The organism is Oceanobacillus bengalensis (assembly GCF_003628445.1).
Lineage (GTDB): Bacteria > Bacillota > Bacilli > Bacillales > Amphibacillaceae > Oceanobacillus > Oceanobacillus bengalensis.
The window spans coordinates 37002-56742 of sequence record NZ_RBZO01000009.1 but is presented as its reverse complement, the minus strand read 5'-3'; the positions used below and the strand labels follow the sequence as shown (position 1 = coordinate 56742).

The 19741-nt window shown below is 35.7% G+C and carries 18 protein-coding genes and 1 other annotated feature; all 18 genes read left to right on the top strand.

Annotated features, from left to right (window positions below):
- The first annotated feature begins 1 nt into the window (after position 1).
- The 18 genes from D8M05_RS07450 (at position 2) to ileS (ending at position 19603) form a co-directional block, all read left to right on the top strand.
- A complete protein-coding gene (locus D8M05_RS07450) occupies positions 2 to 1354 on the top strand; it encodes a UDP-N-acetylmuramoyl-tripeptide--D-alanyl-D-alanine ligase (protein ID WP_121130228.1) in 1353 nt (450 codons plus the stop codon).
- Between the two features lie 31 nt (positions 1355 to 1385).
- A complete protein-coding gene (gene mraY, locus D8M05_RS07445; RefSeq protein ID WP_121130226.1) occupies positions 1386 to 2372 on the top strand; it encodes a phospho-N-acetylmuramoyl-pentapeptide-transferase in 987 nt (328 codons plus the stop codon).
- Positions 2369 to 3718, top strand: coding sequence for a UDP-N-acetylmuramoyl-L-alanine--D-glutamate ligase (gene murD, locus D8M05_RS07440; protein WP_121130224.1), 1350 nt, complete (start codon positions 2369 to 2371; stop codon positions 3716 to 3718). Before mraY ends, murD begins: the two co-directional genes overlap by 4 nt.
- Positions 3719 to 4058: 340 nt before the next feature.
- Positions 4059 to 5171, top strand: a complete 1113-nt coding sequence (gene spoVE, locus D8M05_RS07435; protein WP_121130222.1) for a stage V sporulation protein E — start codon at positions 4059 to 4061, stop codon at positions 5169 to 5171.
- 186 nt (positions 5172 to 5357) lie between these two features.
- Entirely contained in the window at positions 5358 to 6164 is an 807-nt protein-coding gene (locus D8M05_RS07430) for a cell division protein FtsQ/DivIB (RefSeq protein WP_121130220.1), read from the top strand.
- A 179-nt stretch (positions 6165 to 6343) separates the two neighbouring features.
- Positions 6344 to 7633: a cell division protein FtsA gene (gene ftsA / locus D8M05_RS07425; RefSeq protein WP_121130218.1), complete on the top strand. Its 1290-nt coding sequence runs from the start codon at positions 6344 to 6346 to the stop codon at positions 7631 to 7633.
- Positions 7634 to 7706: 73 nt separating this feature from the next.
- Entirely contained in the window at positions 7707 to 8843 is a 1137-nt protein-coding gene (gene ftsZ / locus D8M05_RS07420; protein WP_121130216.1) for a cell division protein FtsZ, read from the top strand.
- 886 nt (positions 8844 to 9729) lie between these two features.
- Positions 9730 to 10650 carry a sigma-E processing peptidase SpoIIGA gene (gene spoIIGA, locus D8M05_RS07415; protein ID WP_121130214.1) on the top strand — a complete coding sequence of 307 codons (921 nt, stop codon included), beginning with the start codon at positions 9730 to 9732 and terminating at the stop codon, positions 10648 to 10650.
- Between the two features lie 15 nt (positions 10651 to 10665).
- Positions 10666 to 11391 carry an RNA polymerase sporulation sigma factor SigE gene (gene sigE / locus D8M05_RS07410; protein WP_121130212.1) on the top strand — a complete coding sequence of 242 codons (726 nt, stop codon included), beginning with the start codon at positions 10666 to 10668 and terminating at the stop codon, positions 11389 to 11391.
- 122 nt (positions 11392 to 11513) lie between these two features.
- Positions 11514 to 12299: an RNA polymerase sporulation sigma factor SigG gene (gene sigG / locus D8M05_RS07405; RefSeq protein WP_121130210.1), complete on the top strand. Its 786-nt coding sequence runs from the start codon at positions 11514 to 11516 to the stop codon at positions 12297 to 12299.
- Between the two features lie 131 nt (positions 12300 to 12430).
- Positions 12431 to 12691, top strand: a complete 261-nt coding sequence (locus D8M05_RS07400; RefSeq protein ID WP_121130208.1) for a YlmC/YmxH family sporulation protein — start codon at positions 12431 to 12433, stop codon at positions 12689 to 12691.
- A gap of 76 nt (positions 12692 to 12767) precedes the next feature.
- Positions 12768 to 13577, top strand: a complete 810-nt coding sequence (gene pgeF, locus D8M05_RS07395; RefSeq protein WP_121130206.1) for a peptidoglycan editing factor PgeF — start codon at positions 12768 to 12770, stop codon at positions 13575 to 13577.
- 48 nt (positions 13578 to 13625) lie between these two features.
- Positions 13626 to 14306 (top strand): YggS family pyridoxal phosphate-dependent enzyme, encoded by a 681-nt coding sequence (locus D8M05_RS07390; protein ID WP_121130205.1) that lies wholly within the window; start codon positions 13626 to 13628, stop codon positions 14304 to 14306.
- 22 nt (positions 14307 to 14328) lie between these two features.
- Positions 14329 to 14760: a cell division protein SepF gene (locus D8M05_RS07385; protein ID WP_121130203.1), complete on the top strand. Its 432-nt coding sequence runs from the start codon at positions 14329 to 14331 to the stop codon at positions 14758 to 14760.
- A gap of 6 nt (positions 14761 to 14766) precedes the next feature.
- Positions 14767 to 15033, top strand: coding sequence for a YggT family protein (locus D8M05_RS07380; protein WP_121130201.1), 267 nt, complete (start codon positions 14767 to 14769; stop codon positions 15031 to 15033).
- Positions 15034 to 15061: 28 nt separating this feature from the next.
- Positions 15062 to 15838 (top strand): YlmH family RNA-binding protein, encoded by a 777-nt coding sequence (locus D8M05_RS07375; protein ID WP_121130199.1) that lies wholly within the window; start codon positions 15062 to 15064, stop codon positions 15836 to 15838.
- 107 nt (positions 15839 to 15945) lie between these two features.
- A complete protein-coding gene (locus D8M05_RS07370; RefSeq protein ID WP_121130197.1) occupies positions 15946 to 16449 on the top strand; it encodes a DivIVA domain-containing protein in 504 nt (167 codons plus the stop codon).
- Between the two features lie 58 nt (positions 16450 to 16507).
- Positions 16508 to 16739, top strand: a binding site (T-box leader).
- A 107-nt stretch (positions 16740 to 16846) separates the two neighbouring features.
- Complete coding sequence (ileS, locus tag D8M05_RS07365) at positions 16847 to 19603, top strand: isoleucine--tRNA ligase (protein WP_121130195.1); 2757 nt, start codon at positions 16847 to 16849, stop codon at positions 19601 to 19603.
- Positions 19604 to 19741: the final 138 nt, after the last annotated feature.

Genomic DNA, 19741 nt, shown 5'->3' with positions numbered 1-19741 from the left:
AATGCTATTTACTACAAAAAGTTTATCAACATTTTTCAAACAATATAAAGGTGACATAAATCGTAATACAAAGATACTTGAAGTGAATACTGACAGCCGTAAGGGGATAAAGAATTCTTTATTTATCCCAATTGTCGGTGATAACTTTGATGGTCACCAGTTCGTAAAACAGGCAATTGCAGGTGGTGCAATTGCCTTATTATGGGATAAAACAAAGGAATTACCTGAAGATATTGAAGAAGATATTGTCGTTTATTTTGTTGAAGACACGACAAAAGCGCTACAGCAATTGGCTTCTTATTACCGTGATGAAATCAATCCTATTGTTATAGGGGTAACCGGCTCAAATGGCAAGACAACAACGAAAGACTTAGTAGCTTCCATTACAAGAGCAAAATATGTGACCCATTCTACAAAAGGTAATTTTAATAATCAAATTGGACTTCCTTTAACCATTTTATCGATGCAACGTGATACAGAAGTTTTGGTGTTGGAAATGGGGATGAGTGGCTTTTTAGAAATAGATTTGTTATCTAAAATTGCAAAACCAAATTATGCAATTATTACTAATATTGGAGAGTCACACATTGAATTTTTAGGGTCTAGAGAAGGCATTGCAAAGGCGAAATTAGAAATATTGAATGGACTTAAGGAGAACGGAACTGTAATTATTGATGGTGACGAAGCTCTTCTTGACTCCTTACATGGCGAACCTAATGTTATCACTTGTGGATTTAATCGCGACAATAATCAGCTGATCGAAAAAGTGAATATTGATTTGACAGAAACTACATTTATGCTGGAAGACGTTAATTATAGGATACCGCTGTTAGGTAAGCATCATGCTAAGAATGCTGCATACGCAATTGTAATTGGAGAACGTTTAGGCATTGGTGTTGAGGAAAGGAAACGAGCGTTATTATCTGCAGATTTAACTGCAATGCGATTTGAGCTAATTCAAGGTAAAAAAGGTGTTTCCATTATAAACGATGCATACAATGCATCACCGACTTCGATGAAAGCTGCGATTGAAGTAGTCAAACAAATGGCAGGATTTAAAGAGAAAGTACTAATCTTAGGTGATGTATTAGAATTGGGTACACGAGCTGAAGAATTACATCAGTCTGTGGCAGAAGTAATTGAAGCTCCGATTACTGTATTATATACTTTTGGAGAACATGCGAAAGTTATTTCAGAAACAGTTTGTACGAAAGGTGACATTGTAAGTAAACATTTCCATACCAAAGCTGCATTACTCGATGCGCTTGATATGTATTTAAATAAGGATTCCCTATTATTATTTAAGGCATCAAGGGGCTTGAAATTTGAATCCTTAATCAACGAATTTATTTAATTAAAGGCAGTACGAAAGAGGAGGTAAACAAGTGGATTTAACTACAATATTAATCACATTAGGAATCGCATTTTTAATTACTGTCCTTTTATCTCCAATCTTTATTCCATTATTAAGACGGTTGAAATTTGGACAAAGTATTCGGGAAGAAGGACCGAAATCACATATCAATAAGTCAGGAACTCCGACAATGGGAGGGTTAATGATTGTGCTTAGCATAATCATAACGGCTACTATTATGACTTACAAAGTATTAGGTGGTAATGTCAGCTACGAATTCTGGTTATTAGTTTTTGTACTATTTGGATATGGACTTTTAGGATTTTTAGATGATTATATAAAAGTTGTAATGAAACGGAATTTAGGTTTAAACTCGAAGCAGAAGATGTTGGGGCAAATTGTTATTGCTTTAATCTTTTATTTTATTCTTCGTGCGAATGATTTTTCTACATATATTCAAATTCCAGGAACAGAACTATCGTTTGATTTTGGATGGTTTTATGCAGTCCTTATCGTCGTTATGTTGGTTGGTGCTTCCAACGCTGTTAACCTTACTGACGGTTTAGATGGTTTACTTGCGGGAACAGCAGCAATTGCTTTTGGAGCATATGCGATTATTGCAATGTACCAAGGCACACATTCAGAAGTGGCAATTTTCTCCTTGGCAGTTGTTGGCGCATTATTAGGATTCCTTGTATTTAATGCACATCCTGCTAAAGTGTTTATGGGAGATACTGGGTCACTCGCCTTAGGTGGTGCAATTGCTGCAGTCGCGATTTTAACAAAAACAGAGATTCTCCTCGTAATAATTGGTGGAATATTTGTAATCGAGACGTTATCAGTGATTATCCAAGTTATTTCATTCAAAACGACTGGTAAAAGAATTTTTAAAATGAGTCCCTTGCATCATCACTATGAACTAATTGGATGGTCAGAGTGGCGTGTTGTAACAACATTTTGGTTAATTGGACTCGTTTTTGCTGTACTAGGAATCTATATTGAGGTGGGCTTAAATTGAATAAATTAATACAGTTTCCCTACTCAACTATTCTTGTGTTAGGTTTGGCCAAAAGTGGAACTGCCGCAGCGAAGACTTTATTAGCAAACGGTAAGAGAGTTCGGGTCAGTGACATGAAAGCGAAGGAAGCAGATGATGTTGTTCTAGAATTAAGGGAGCTTGGTGCGGAAGTAATTATTGGAACACATCCACTAGATGCGCTGGATGGTATTGATCTTATTGTCAAAAATCCAGGTATTCCCTACGATAATCCGATTATTTCCGAAGCTTTGAAAAGAGAAATTCCAATTATTACTGAAATTGAGATAGCATACTATCTTTCAGATGGACCAATTATTGGAATTACTGGTTCAAATGGAAAGACAACGACAACAACGTTAATAGCGGAAATGTTGCGAAATAGTAATCAACCTGTTACGGTAGCGGGGAATATTGGTGTAGTTGCAACGGATACAGCACAACATGTAACAAAAGACGAATCATTAGTACTGGAACTATCCTCTTTTCAATTACAAGGAACTATTGATTTCAAACCGAATACTGCTGTGTTATTAAATATCTTTGAAGCACACTTAGACTATCATCAAAGCCTAGAGAACTATGTGAAAGCAAAATGTAATATATTTAAAAATCAAACGAATGATGATTATTTAGTTTATAATGCAGAAGACAAAACACTTATTCAAGAAATAAAGCATGCGAAAGCGACGCTAGTACCTTTTTCAAATAAAAGAAAGGTGCTAGATGGTGCTTATGTAGAGAAGGGTTATATTTATTTTAAAGAAGAAGAAATAGTTGCTATTGAGGATATCGTTTTAGTCGGAGAGCATAATATCGAGAATATTCTTGCTGCAGTTGCTACAGCTAAGTTAAATGGAGCTTCTAATGAAGGTATTCGTCGTGTGTTAAAGACTTTTACTGGTGTTAAACATCGACTTCAATATGTTGATAGTGTTCGTGGAAGACTATTTTACAACGATTCTAAGGCTACGAATATTTTAGCAACACAGAAAGCCCTATCTTCCTTTCAAAAGCCTGTCATCTTACTTGCTGGTGGACTTGATCGTGGAAATGAATTTACGGAGTTATCACCTTATCTCGGATCTGTTAAAGCAATGATATTGTTTGGTGAGACGAAGTATAAATTAAAGGAATTAGCCGAAAATGAAGGAATTAAAAACATTGTATTAGTAGACAATGTTGAAAAAGCTGCCCAAGAAGCCTATTCACTATCACAAGAAGGTGATGTTATATTGTTGTCACCTGCTTGTGCAAGCTGGGACCAATACCGAACATTTGAAGAAAGAGGAGACATGTTTATACAAGCTGTGCATAGACTAGTGTAGGGGCTTGTTTACAAGATGAGTGTTCAAAAGTCCGGTAAAAATGACACATCAAGATAGGGGAACTTCGACTAGTTACCGACACGTCCTTGAAAAAGAAAATCACTTTTTCTCTGCGTGCGAAGTATTGCTGACGTAGCATTACTTGTCCTGTGTTGAACGTCCGAAGTCACCGCATCCTGTGGAAGCTCGTTGGCTTGCTTTTCTGTTGCTTGCGCATCCAAAGCATACGTTCTGATACAGGGAGCTAGGCCGCCTCGAACTTCTTGGTTCTTTTTATTCTCCTTTTGAACAATAAAAAAATGAACGCCCCAATCTAACTTTTAGATGAAGGGGTGTTTTTTTGTTTAAGAATCGTTTAAACGATCAGAGTAAACCAGATTATGTATTGTTGTTAATTGTTCTCTCTTTGTTAACTGTGGGAATTCTTATGGTCTACAGTTCTTCTCATATTTGGTCAGAGTATAAGTTTGACGATCAATTCTACTACCTTAAGCGGCAAGTCCTATTTGCTGGAGCTGGTATCTTTGCAATGTTCTTTATAATGTTCATTCCATACAATACATGGCAAAGATATGCTAAATTTATCTTAATTGTATGTTTTGTTCTCCTTATCCTGGTATTAATTCCTGGGATTGGTTTAATTCGTGGTGGTGCACAGAGTTGGATTGGTATTGGTGCCTTCAGCATTCAACCATCTGAATTTATGAAACTCGGACTCATTATCTTTCTGGCTAGTATACTAGCAGCAGGGCAAAAATACATTACATCCTTCAGGAAAGGATTTCTACCGTGTTTGTTATTAGTCTTTACAGCGTTTGGATTAATCATGTTACAACCTGACCTAGGAACGGGCATGGTTTTAGTGCTGACCTGTATGGTTATGATCTTTGTTGCTGGTGCAAGGATATCTCATTTTGTCGGACTAGCTTTATTAGGGGTGCTTGGTTTGGTAGGTTTAATTGCTTCTGCACCATATCGAATGGATAGAATAACTGCATTTCTTAATCCATGGGAAGACCCATTAGGAGATGGGTTTCAAATTATACAATCTTTATATGCAATTGGACCAGGAGGTTTAATGGGGCTTGGTTTTGGGAATAGTTTACAAAAATATTTCTATTTGCCAGAACCTCAAAATGACTTCATATTTGCAATTATAGGGGAAGAACTCGGTTTTATTGGTGGTTCATTTGTAATCTTGCTTTTCTTATTGCTACTATGGCGGGGGACAAAGATTGCACTAGAATCTCCTGACTTATTTGGTAGATTACTTGCTCTAGGAATTGTATCAATGTTAGCCATTCAAGCAATGATCAATATTAGCGTTGTAATTGGATTAATTCCGGTAACTGGTATTACATTGCCGTTTTTAAGTTATGGGGGGTCTTCCTTAACACTAACACTTTGTTCTGTTGGTATATTGCTAAATATTAGCATCTATTCCAAAATATAGGGGAGAAATGATGGGAATTTGGAAATGGAAAAATTTTGAAGGTTATTTTCATGAAAAAACTTGATAAACTAATCAATGTAGACTATATGTTTGACCTGTTTTTATGATATAATTTAGTTAACTGAATATAAACGGCAAAAACCTGCCGTTTATTCTTTTAATTTTATAACAAAGGAAGAAATGGGGATGAGTAATAAAAATATTGTTTCAATTGAAGATCGTATTCCTAAATTGAAGCAAGCTCGAAAGAAGAAAGCAAATCGTCGACTAATTTTTTATCTATTAATCTTCTTCTTCTTAATATCAATTATTGTCTATTTGCAATCACCATTAAGTCATATTAAAACAATTAATTTAAGTGGTAATTCTCATGTTACGGATGAAGAAATCATCCGGCAAAGTGAATTAACGATGGATACGAATATATGGATGATTGATATCGAAAAGATTGAAAGCCTAATTCAAAATAATCCAATTATTAATCAAGTAAAGATAGACAAGAATTTACCATGGACAATAAATATTAATATTACGGAAAATGAGATAATTGGATATAGTAAAGTAGATAGAAATTATTTCCCAGTTCTAGGAAATGGTGTAATATTAACGGAGTCAGTAAAAGATGAGTTTACTGGAAATGCTCCTATTTTACTAGGTTTTACAGATGAAGAAATTTTACATAAAATGGCTGATGAACTAAATCAGTTACCTGAAAGTATATCGAAACTTATCTCCGAAATTCATTGGAGTAAGACAGACGATAACAAAAATAAAATACTACTTTATATGAGTGATGGATACATTGTTGATGGGACAATACGAAACTTTGCTGAGAAAATGGAAGTGTATCCTTCGATTGTTTCTCAGTTGGATCCAGAAAGCCAGGGAATCATTCATATTGGAGTAGGCGTTTATTTTGAATCATTTGATGAGATGTCTCCAGAAGAAGCTGAAGAAAGTTCTGTAGAAGAACAGGGAGAAATCTCTGAATAATATGTGTAACAGCCACTAGAAAACATTTTTTTCGAAAATTAAAGGAATATGCGTGTTTCTTGTGGAAATATCTATATATTGCGAAGTCATAATCTATAAAACTAGTGACTGATAATAATTGATTAAGTTTAAATGCATCTAATTTTAAGGGTGTATGTCGAATTTGGAGGTGCCTTCTTTTGAATAACAGCGAAATACTCGTAAGTCTTGATATAGGAACAACAAAAATTAAAGTAATTATCGGAGAAGTATTGAATGATTCTCTAAATATAATTGGTGTAGGAACTGCCAAATCCAATGGAATGAAGAAAGGTGCAATCGTCGACATTGATCAAACGGTCCAATCGATTAGAAGTGCAGTAGAGCAAGCTGAACGAATGGTTGGCATGCAAATTGAGAGAGTAGTTGTTGGAATTAATGGCAACCATATTGATCTCAGACCGTGTCACGGTGTTGTTGCCGTTCAAAGTGAAGATCGTGAAATTGGTGATGAAGATATAAGAAGGGTTATAGATGGAGCACAAGTGATTTCTATTCCTCCTGAGCGAGAAATTATCGATGTCATTCCTAAACAGTTCATTGTTGACGGTTTGGATGAGATCACAGATCCTCGAGGAATGATAGGTGTCCGATTAGAGATGGAAGGAACAATTATCACTTGTTCAAAAACAGTTTTACATAATATATTAAAGTGTGTGGAACGTGCTAACTTACAAATAGCTGATATATGTTTACAGCCTCTTGCAGCAGGTACGATTGCATTATCGTCAGATGAGAAGAATCTTGGCGTTGCTCTTATTGATATTGGTGGTGGTTGTACAACGGTTTCAGTTTTTGAGAATGATCATCTTCAAGCAACTAGTGTAATCAGTCTCGGAGGAAATAATATTACGAAGGACTTATCAATTGGTCTTAAAACGTCAACAGAAGAGGCAGAAGATGCAAAACTTAATTATGGACATGCTTTTTACGATGATGCAGTGGAAGATGAAACATTTGAAGTCTCCATTATAGGAAGTAATCAGAAACATGCCTACAATCAGTTAGAAATTTCTGATATGATTGAAGCAAGACTCGAAGAAATTTATGCTTATGTAGAAAGAGAAATTAGAAAAACAGGTTATCAAGAACTGCCTGGTGGATATGTGTTAACAGGCGGTACGATGGCAATGCCAGGTGTACTAGAGTTGGCACAAGACCTATTCAGGTCAAATGTCCGTATTGCTATCCCTGATTACATTGGAGTTCGTGAACCCCAATTTACTGCTGGTGTAGGAATTTTACAATTTGCTTATCGAAATGCCAAAATTCAAGGTAAAGATTTACACCTAGGCGTTCATATGGATGGAAGCGAGACAAAACAAAAGCGTAGTAATAACCCTAATCAAGTGAAATCTAGTGAACCAAAAGAGAAAAAGAAAAAAGAAACAGGCAAAGTAGCAAATCTATTTAAATATTTCTTTGATTAAACAAAACTAACTCCCAACAACTTGAATGATAAAACGCTTGTGATTTTCGCATTATAATTAGGAGGAACGAATTATGTTAGAGTTTGATACAAATATGGAGGAACTAGCAACGATTAAAGTAATCGGTGTAGGCGGCGGTGGTAATAATGCTGTCAACCGGATGATTGAACACGGTGTAGAGGGTGTAGAATTTATTGCAGTAAATACGGATGCACAAGCATTAAATTTATCTAAAGCCGAGCTAAAAATACAAATAGGTGGTAAGTTAACTAGAGGATTAGGTGCAGGTGCAAATCCGGAAGTTGGTAAAAAAGCAGCAGAAGAAAGCAAAGAACAAATTGAAGAAGTTCTCCAAGGTGCTGACATGGTCTTTGTAACTGCTGGAATGGGCGGTGGTACTGGAACGGGTGCTGCTCCTGTAATAGCACAAGTTGCAAAAGATTTAGGTGCATTAACGGTGGGTGTTGTGACAAGACCGTTTTCTTTTGAAGGAAGAAGACGATCAACTCAAGCTGTATCTGGAATTGAAGCATTAAAAGAAAGTGTTGATACACTAATCGTTATCCCGAATGATCGTTTGCTTGAAATTGTGGATAAAAACACACCTATGCTTGAAGCATTCCGTGAAGCAGACAATGTATTAAGACAAGGTGTACAAGGTATATCTGATTTAATTGCTAAGCCAGGTCTTATTAACGTTGACTTTGCTGATGTGAAGACGATTATGTTTGATAAAGGTTCTGCGTTAATGGGTATCGGTATTGCTACCGGTGAAACTCGAGCAACAGAAGCTGCGAAAAAAGCTATATCGTCTCCATTACTAGAAACATCTATTGATGGAGCACACGGTATTTTAATGAATATTACAGGTGGAACGAACCTTAGCTTATATGAAGTTCAAGAAGCTGCAGATTTAGTTACATCTGCAGCTGATAAAGAAGTGAATGTAATCTTCGGTTCGGTTATAAATGAAAACTTAACAGATGAAATTGTTGTAACGGTTATTGCCACTGGTTTTGATGATGTGATTAAAAAACCTGAGCCTAAGCAAAGACCTCAGCAACAACAACAACGTCAAGTTGTTCATAATCAACATGCGGCAACGAAAGAAGAGCCTGTTCAAAGGGAGCAAGTACAACGTCCAAGACAAGAAGACGACGAACTTGATATCCCAACATTCCTTAGAAATAGAAACCGAAATAGAAGATAAGTAGTTTTTAATATTTCTACTTTAAAGCAAACGGGAGCATATCTCGTTTGCTTTTTTTGTTGCTATATTTTATGAGAATGTTGCTTTTTAAAAAGATATAGACTGAGACGTAATGTATATAGATTGTTGATTTCTTTAATTTTCAATATAGTTTAGCTCTCGCTTACACTTATAATGATTTGCGCTGTCTTTCGCTCCGGCAGAATACTTCGCGGACCTTAGGGCACGGCCTCAGCCTCCTCGCGGAAAGACCACCGCTGCGGGGTCTTCGGACACGTGCTTTTCCCGCAGGAGTCTTCGTATTCTGCCTCCGCTTAGATAGCTGCTCTAGATAATTTTTAGACTATATACCATAAAACACGTTTTGGTTAGCTGATTTCACATAATCATCTTTTTACTAGTTAAGAAAAGTAGAGCAGAATCTTAGTGGAGGAAACACACGAAGACTCCTTGAAAAAGAAGTTCACTTTTTCTGCGTGCGAAGCAAAAGCTGACGTAGCCTTCCCTGTCCTACGGGAGGACAGGCCTAGGTGAGACTATGGAGTGCGATAGCACGTAGTAGGCTCACCAGCCGCCCGTCAAAAGCGAAGTGTGTTTCCGGAACGACGTGCTTCACACAATACTGAATTAAATAAGTCCGCACTTTAGATTAATAATGCAATAAATACAATAAGAGCTTTAAATATCAATCTGTTAGAATATGCTAACTTGTTCCTCTATCGTCTCCCATTTTATCCAAAAAAATCTCCCGACAATCTTGTCGATAACTAGTTAAAATTAGCCTAATTCTGCATACAAGAAGTGACAGACTTTGCCCTGTGTATTGGGTATACTTTCTATAAAATCTTATACATGAGTCCTCATAGTTAAGAGAGGAAGAAGGAACTTGACGATATATCTTGATGCTGTATGGGCATTAAATTTTTGCCTAGATCTTATGCTTCTAATGCTCACACAAGCTTTGGCACGAGATAGCACGAGAAAAATTAGAGTTGTATTTGGTGCATTGGTTGCTTCCTTGATCGTACCTGTTACCTTATATTTTCCAGATTCGTTTTTTACAAGTGTAATAGGTAAACTACTATTTTCTCTTTTTATTATATTATGTTCTTTTGGTTTTATAACGATTTATCGATTCTTTAAACTACTTTTATTATTTTACTTCACGACATTTGCAATAGGAGGTGGACTCTTAGGACTGCATTTTCTTTTTTCAAATCCAGTTACATTATCATCTGGTGTTTTCTCTACAGTTAATCATGGTTATGGGGATCCTGTTAGTTGGTTGTTTGTTATCATTGGTTTTCCTCTCGTTTGGTTATTTACTAAGGCCCGTATGGACAAGCATGTAATAGAAAAAATTCGTTACAACAGCCTCTATTCAGTAACTATTCAAATTAAAGAAAAAAGTTTTTCCACGAATGGTTATATTGACAGCGGCAACCAATTAAATGATCCGCTCACTAAGAAGCCGGTAGTAATCTGTGATGAACTATTTTTAAAGAATTGGTTTTCCGAGGAGGATTTGCAATTATTACAAAGAGCAAGTGAAAGCTTTGATTTGGAGTTAATACCAAAAGAATGGGAGCACTTGGTACAAATTATTCCATTTCAAGGTGTTCAAGGTAGTAGTATGTTTTTATTAGCTATTCGACCTGAAAAAATAATCATTTATTATGGCGATCAGAAAATTGTAACAGGGAAGGTATTAATTGGGATTCAGTTTGCAGAGCTAACGAAAGATAGGAGCTATCATTGCTTACTGCATCCACAAATTATTCAATTAGCTGCAATTCATTCAGCATAAGAGGAGAGATAATAGGTGAAATGGTGGAAGGTTCGCTTACAATTTAAATTACAATGGTATAAATTATTAATTAAATTTGGAATTAAATCTGATGAGATTTACTATATTGGTGGTAGTGAGGCCCTGCCGCCACCACTATCTAAACAAGAAGAACAGGAATTATTAATATTATTACCTAAAGGAGATAAAACAGCTAGAGCGGTTTTAATTGAACGAAACTTAAGGTTAGTCGTTTACATCGCCCGTAAGTTTGAGAATACAGGGATCAATATAGAGGATTTAATAAGTATTGGTACTATTGGACTAATTAAAGCTGTTAATACGTTTAATCCAGAGAAAAAAATAAAATTAGCAACCTATGCGTCCAGATGTATTGAAAATGAAATATTAATGTACTTAAGAAGAAATAATAAATTGAAGTCAGAAGTATCCTTTGATGAGCCATTAAACATTGATTGGGATGGAAATGAACTTTTACTATCTGATGTACTTGGAACGGATGATGATATTATAACAAAGGCTCTAGAATCAGATGTTGACAAATCCTTACTAAAATCAGCATTATCCAAGTTGAATGATAGGGAAAAGCAAATTATGGAACTTAGATTTGGTCTAATTGGTCAGGATGAAATGACGCAAAAGGATGTTGCGGATATGTTAGGTATTTCACAATCGTATATTTCAAGACTAGAGAAAAAGATTATTAGGAGGCTAAAAAAGGAATTTAATAAGATGGTCTAGCCTTATTTAACAAAGATTCTACTTGATATGGCAATTTTTTCAAATTGATGCTTTTGCATAAAAACACCTTCCAGGGGAGATACTGTCCTTGAACAGCATTACCATCTGGGAGGGTAAACATAATGATTAGACATAAGGTTGAAATCTGTGGGGTTGATACATCAAAGTTGCCAGTACTCACCAATGAAGAAATGCGAGCGTTGTTCATCAAGGTGCAACAGGAAGACAATTTATCAGCAAGGGAAGAACTAGTAAACGGGAATCTTCGGTTAGTATTAAGCGTGATCCAACGATTTAATAATCGTGGAGAATATGTCGATGATCTTTTTCAAGTGGGTTGCATCGGTTTAATGAAATCAATTGATAATTTTGATTTAGGACATAATGTAAGGTTTTCCACGTATGCTGTTCCAATGATTATTGGAGAAATTAGAAGATATCTCCGAGACAATAACCCGATAAGGGTATCAAGGTCATTAAGAGACATTGCTTATAAGGCATTACAAGTAAGGGAAAGTTTGATAGCCAAGTCATCAAAAGAGCCCACTCCTGCTGAGATAGCAGAAGAAATGGGAATACCTCATCAAGATATTGTATTTGCTATGGACGCCATCCAAGACCCTGTCTCTTTATTTGAACCAATTTATAACGATGGCGGAGATCCAATCTTCGTTTTGGATCAAATTAGTGATGATAAAGACAAGGATTCAACATGGGTCGATAAAATTTCCTTAAAAGAGGGAATGTACAAGCTTAATGAACGTGAAAAAATGATACTGAATAAACGTTTTTATCAAGGAAAGACACAGATGGAAGTTGCAGATGAAATTGGAATATCTCAGGCACAAGTATCAAGGTTGGAAAAAGCTGCGATTAGTCAGATGAATAAGCAAATGTTTGAAGGCTAAAAAACGTTAATATTTTAAAAAAGGGAAAAGGTGACTGACAACCTTTTCCCTTTTTCTGTTTTAATTATTTTGTATATGTATGAAATTATTACGTTTTCATGCATATATTTAGAACAAGGTGGGTGATTATAGTGGTAACGTTATCTGAACTACAACTAAAAGAGGTAATATTGATTGAAGATGGAAGAAGGCTTGGGAATATTACGGATTTAGATATTAATCCGGATACTGGGAAGATTGAAGCGATTATTATTATGGTAAAAGATAAAAAAGGTAGTTTATTTAGTAAAGCAGATGAACTTATCGTTGGGTGGAATCAAATTGTCAGAATAGGTTCAGATGTCATTCTTGTTCGAGAGGCGAAGGGACCACTACTTCTAACGCAAACTTAAGTGTGTAAGGTAATTAAGATAATGCACAACAAAATATGTTAAAATGGTACAAACAATGACAGGGGGAGCAGCAGTAATGAACGAACCATTCAAACAAAGTGATGAATCCTTTTTACATATAGAAAATTGGCAAACATTAAATCCAAATCTAATAGCAGGATTTACTACAAGGAATGGGGGAGTTAGTAATTCTCCATTTCAAACGTTAAACCTTGGACTGCATGTAGCAGATGAAAAAGACCTTGTAATAGAAAATAGAGAAACATTAGCAAATAAATTAGATGTTTCCCTCAGGAACTGGGTTTCAGGAGAACAGGTTCATCAAGCGAATATCGCAATTATTAAAGATAAGGATAAAGGCAAAGGTTCGGTTGATTATAATGGTTCAATAAAAGGAACAGATGGGCTGATTACGAATAAAAAGGATGTTCTTCTTACTGCATTCTATGCCGATTGTGTTCCTTTATTTTTCTTTGATCCAGTATCTGGGTACATCGGAATCGCCCATGCAGGCTGGAAGGGAACGGTTAGCCGGATAGCAGAAAAGATGGTCCAAGCATTCCAAAATGTTGGAGTAATGCCAGAGAATCTATTTATTGTAATTGGTCCATGCATATCACAATCTGTTTACGAGGTGGATCATAATGTAGTAGGACATAACGATGATGAAATGAGACAAAGGGTAACCATTCAACAGAAGAATAATCGCTATTTATTAGACTTAAAGCAATTAAATGTAGAAATCCTTTTACAATCAGGCGTATTACGTCATAATATAGAAGTAACAAACTATTGTACATATAATGATGAAGAACTATTTTTCTCACATCGCAGAGATAAGGGCCGTACCGGGAGAATGTTAGGATTCCTTGGATTCAAAAAATGAATCATTGCACATATTGCGAGTACACATCAGGGAGGAGAAGTTGTAGCAATGGATGTTCAAACAAATCTAAAACAAATAACAAATAATATTAGACAAGCATGTGAAAAAAGTAATCGTAAATTTGAAGAAATAACGATAATTGGTGTGACGAAATATGTTACAATAGAACGAGCAGAAGAGACAATTGCCGCTGGGATTAAGAATCTTGGCGAAAATCGTAATGAAGGCTTCTTAGAAAAATATAATGAGTTTGGAAAACAAGTAAATTGGCATTTTATTGGGAGCCTACAATCAAGGAAAGTGAAGGATATAATTGACAAAATTGATTATATGCATTCACTTGATCGGATTTCACTAGCGAAAGAGATCAATAAGCGAGCAAGTAGCCCTGTAGACTGCTTTGTCCAAGTTAACGTAAGTGGAGAAGCATCAAAGCATGGACTAGCTCCTGAGAAGGTAATCCCATTTATAGAAGAATTATCAGAGTACCCTAATATTCATATTGTTGGTTTAATGACCATGGCACCTCACATCGATAATAAAGAAAAACTTCGAGAGAATTTCAAACAATTAGCTGAGCTTAGAGATTTAGTCAAAGAGAAATGCTTACATCATGCTCCTTGTGAATTTTTGTCTATGGGGATGAGTAATGATTATGAGATTGCGATTGAGGAAGGCGCAACACATATAAGAATTGGCACTAGTTTAGTAGGAAATGATTCGGATTAGGATAAATTGTGAGGTGAAGTAAATGAGTATCAAGAATAAAATTAAGAATTTTTTTGTTGATGAGGAATATGAGTATGAGTACGTAGAAGAAGAACAAGTACAGGAGAATAATGTAAAACAGAGTGAGAAAAGTAAAAAAAATGTCGTTAGTTTAGCAGCTGTTCAACAACCAAATTCAAAAGTTGTCTTATGTGAACCAAGGACGTATAATGAAGCTCAGGAAATAGCCGATAATATAGTAAATAGAAGAGCAGTGGTAGTGAATCTACAACGGGTGGATCGCCATCAAGCAGTAAGAATTATCGACTTTCTTAGTGGTACCGTATACGCCTTAAATGGTGACATCCAGAAGCTTGGAACAGAGACATTTCTTTGTACACCTGATAATATTAATGTCTCAGGTACAATTACAAGTACGCATATTACAGAAGATGATTTTGAAAAAGGATGGTAGTTAACAATGTTTCAATTATATCAAATACTTAGTTTAGCCCTCACGATATATAGTTGGGGAATAATTGTTTATATTTTTATGTCATGGTTTCCAGGGGCACGTGAATCATCATTTGGGGAGATGCTTGGGAAAATTTGTGAACCATATTTAGACATGTTTCGAAAGTTTATTCCACCACTCGGAATGATTGATTTTTCACCGATTATAGCTATCTTCGTATTACAGTTAGCTAAAACGGGGCTTTATGAATTTTTTAGGATGTTCTTATTCTAACTAGGTTATGTAATAATAGGAGATTTATATGGATATTTACCAGCATTTTAGAAAAGAAGAAGAACCATTCATCGACCAAATCCTTTCATGGAAGGAACAGGTTGAGCAAACTTTTATTTCGAGATTAACTGATTTTCTTGACCCAAGGGAACAACATATAATGGAGACGTTAATTGGTACAACGAATGATGAGTTAAAACTACATATGTATGGTGGAAACCCATATGGTGAAAGAAAACGCGTTCTACTTTCACCGTACTATGAAGAAGTTAGTGAAGATGCTTTTCAATTAAGTTTACTTCAAGCATCCTATCATGAGAAATTTATCAGATTAGAGCATCGAGATGTTATGGGTGCATTTCTATCATTAGGTATGAAACGAAAAAAATTAGGGGATATCTATGTAGGGAATGGAATCATTCAAATTATTATAGCAAAAGAAATCGCCTCATACGTGATTTCAAACCTTACTTCAATTAAGAAGGCCAACATTCAATTTGAAGAGATAAACTTATCCTTATTTCAGGCAGAAGAGGCAAAGTGGTTGGAATCGGATTCTACCGTCTCATCATTAAGGTTGGATACTGTTATGAAAGAAATTTATCATATTTCTAGAAATGATGCTCAGGAATGTATTAAAAAACAATATGTTAAAGTGAATTTTAAAATTGTTGAGGATAAGACATTTAAGCTTCAAGAAGGAGATATGATCTCTCTTAGAGGGAAAGGGAGAAGTAGGCTAGTAACAATTAACGGACAAACGAAAAAGGAAAAATGGAAGATTACTACTGCGCTAATGAAGTAATAAAATAAATTTTCGGTAAAAATAGTATACTTTGCAGGAATATAACTTTTTTTGTCGAATAGTAAATAAAACGAAATGGATAGTAAATATATAAGGAGGTGGCCGTTGTGCCATTAACACCGTTAGATATTCATAATAAAGAATTCACAAGAAAATTACGTGGCTATGATGAAGATGAGGTAAATGAATTTCTTGATCAAGTAATTAAAGATTATGAAATGGTAATTAGAGAAAAAAAGGACCTAGGGGAACAAGTTGCTCAGTTAAATGAAAGATTAGGTCATTTTACAGATATCGAAAATACACTTAATAAATCAATATTGGTTGCTCAGGAAACAGCTGAAGAATTAAAAGGGAGTGCTTCTAAAGAATCTAAGTTGATTGTTAAGGAAGCGGAAAAAAATGCAGATCGAATTATTAATGAAGCATTGAGTAAATCCCGACAAATTGCAATCGAAGTCCAAGAATTGCAAAAACAAGCAAAAGTATTCCGTACAAGATTAAAGATGTTAGTTGAAGCCCAACTAGAAATGATAAAAACGGATGATTGGGATGATTTATTTGATGTAGATCTTGAAGAAGAATTAGAATTAGTTGAGAATAAAGCATAAACCTTGACGAAATCTAGAAATTTACATATAATTTTTACACACAATCATTCTTATAATGCTATATACGAAGAAGGAGACAGTATAAAAGCAAAACTTGCTGTTTATAGCGAATCGGGGTTGGTGGGAGCCTGATCAGCAATGCTTTTAGAATATCACTCCATGAGTATCCATTATGAACGAAAGTAGTAATGGACGGTTCATCTCCGTTACGGATTTAAAGTGAATTTGAATTTTTATGTAAATTTAAATTTATAAGGGTGGTACCGCGGGTAAGTCTTCTCGTCCCTTTTTGGGATGTTGAGGGCTTTTTTTCGTTCAGTAAAAAACGCCTGTGCTGTTTGATACACCGGATATTTACTTGTATTTATTTAATATATAAATTTAAGGAGGAAGCATCATGGATTATAAAGACACTTTATTAATGCCACAGACAGATTTTAAGATGCGCGGAAATTTACCGAATAAAGAACCAAAAAGACAAGAACAGTGGGAAGAAAATAATTTATATGAAAAAACACTAGAAAGAACAAAGGGTAGACCTTTATTCAATTTACATGATGGCCCACCATATGCTAACGGTGATTTGCATATTGGGCATGCGCTTAATAAAATTTTAAAAGACATAATCGTCCGTCAAAAATCCATGACAGGCTATCATGCACCATATGTACCTGGTTGGGATACGCATGGCTTGCCTATTGAATCTGCTCTAACGAAGAATAAAAAAGTAGATCGTAAAAAGATGAGCATTGCTGAGTTTAGACAAAAATGTGCTGAGTATGCGTTAAAACAGGTTGATGGGCAACGTACGCAATTTAAACAATTAGGCGTACGTGGTGACTGGGATAACCCTTATATTACATTAACAAAGGATTATGAAGCAGCCCAAATCCAAGTATTCGGAGAAATGGCGAAGAAAGGCTATATTTATAAAGGATTAAAACCTGTTTATTGGTCACCTTCATCAGAATCTGCATTAGCGGAAGCGGAAATTGAATATCAAGACAAACGCTCGGCATCAATATATGTTGCATTTGAAGTAAAGGATGGAAAAGGTGTATTAGAGCAGGGTGATAAAATTGTCATCTGGACGACAACGCCTTGGACACTTCCAGCAAACCTAGGCATTAGTTTACATCCAGACTTAGAGTATACAAGAGCAAAAGTTGGCGAAGAAAACTTTGTTGTTGCTCACGAATTGCTTGAAACGGTTACCGCAGAACTTGGTTGGGAAAATGTAGAAGAAGTTAAAACTTTTAAAGGAAAAGAATTAGATAGAGCGGTAGCTATGCATCCATTCTATGAACGTGAATCAATCGTTATGCTAGGAAAACATGTAACAATTGATGCTGGTACGGGTTGTGTTCATACAGCACCTGGGCACGGAGAAGATGACTTTTTCGTTGGTAAACAATATGGACTACAAGCTTTGTCTCCAGTTGATGATAAAGGATGCTTTACTGCCGAAGCACCAGGGTTTGAAGGAATGTTCTATGATGACGCAAATAAAGTAGTAACGGATAAGCTTGAAGAAGTAGGAGCCTTATTAAAACTATCGTTCATTACCCATTCATACCCACATGACTGGCGTACGAAAAAACCAACAATCTTCCGTGCAACAGCACAATGGTTTGCATCCATCAAAGATTTCCGTGAAGATATCTTAGAAGAAATCAAGCAAATTAATTGGTATCCTAGTTGGGGAGAAACAAGGCTTTACAACATGGTTCGTGATCGTGAAGATTGGTGTATTTCACGTCAACGTACATGGGGCGTTCCAATTCCGGTATTTTACGGGGAGGATGGAACACCAATTATTACGGATGAAACAATTAGTCATGTATCAAACTTGTTTGCTCAGAACGGTTCAAATGTATGGTTCGAAAGAGAAGCAAAAGATCTACTTCCTGAAGGTTTTACATCTGAACATAGTCCAAATGGTACATTTACGAAAGAAACGGACATTATGGACGTATGGTTTGATTCAGGTTCTTCCCATCAGGCAGTATTATTGAAACGTGAGGGACATAAGCGACCAGCTGACGTTTATTTAGAAGGCAGTGACCAATACCGTGGTTGGTTTAACTCATCTATTTCAACAGCTGTTGCTGTAACTGGTAAGGCACCATATAAGAATATTGTAAGCCATGGCTTTGTATTAGATGGAAATGGGCGTAAAATGAGTAAATCATTAGGTAATGTTATCCTACCATCTAAAGTTGTAAAACAGTATGGAGCAGACATTTTACGTTTATGGGTTTCGTCAGTTGATTATCAGTCTGATGTTCGTATTTCGGATGATATCTTAAAACAAATTTCTGAAGCATATCGTAAAATACGTAATACATTCCGTTTTATGCTTGGAAATCTAGCCGATTTCAATCCAGAAACAGATCGTGTATCAGATGCTGAATTAGAAGAAGTGGATCGTTATATGCTTCATCGCCTGCAACAATTAGTTTCAAGTGTGCGTGAAAGCTATGATAAATTTGAGTTTTCACCAATTTATCATCAAATTCACAATTTCTGTGCTGTAGAATTAAGTTCGTTCTATTTAGACTTTGCTAAAGATGTATTATATATCGAAGCGAAGGACAATAAACGACGTCGTAGTATTCAAACGGGATATTATGAAATTCTGACTACATTGGTTCAACTTTTAACACCAATCATTCCCCACACTTCTGATGAAGTCTGGGAATTTATTCCTGGTGAAAAGGCAGAAAGCGTACAATTAACAGATATGCCTGAGCCAAGGGAAATTTCAGGACTTGATGAAGCGAAATGGGCGCATTTTATGAAAGTTCGTGATGATGTTCTTAAAGCGTTAGAAGTAGCAAGAAACGAAAAAGTTATTGGGAAATCATTAGAAGCAAAAGTGACGCTTGTACCGAAAGATAAAGAAACGAAAGAAGTATTGGAGGCATTAGAACACTTACATCAATATTTAATTGTTTCTGAAGCAGTTATATCGGAAGATGCGAAAGAAGCTACAGAATATAAGTATGTAAATGTTGTTGTTGAAAAACATCCTGGTGAAAAATGTGAACGTTGTTGGGTATCCTCGGATACTGTTGGACATGATCACGATCATCCAGAATTATGTACCCGTTGCGCAAGTATTGTAAAGGAAAATTATAATGTAGCAGAATAAGTTGCAAATACTCCTCTTTGTATGAAGGGGAGTATTTTTTAGGCTGTTTTCTTTGTTTATTTTTACTTCGTAGCATTACTAGGAGACACAGGCGCACCTGCACGAAGGGGCTCACCAGCCGCCCTAAGATGCGCGAAG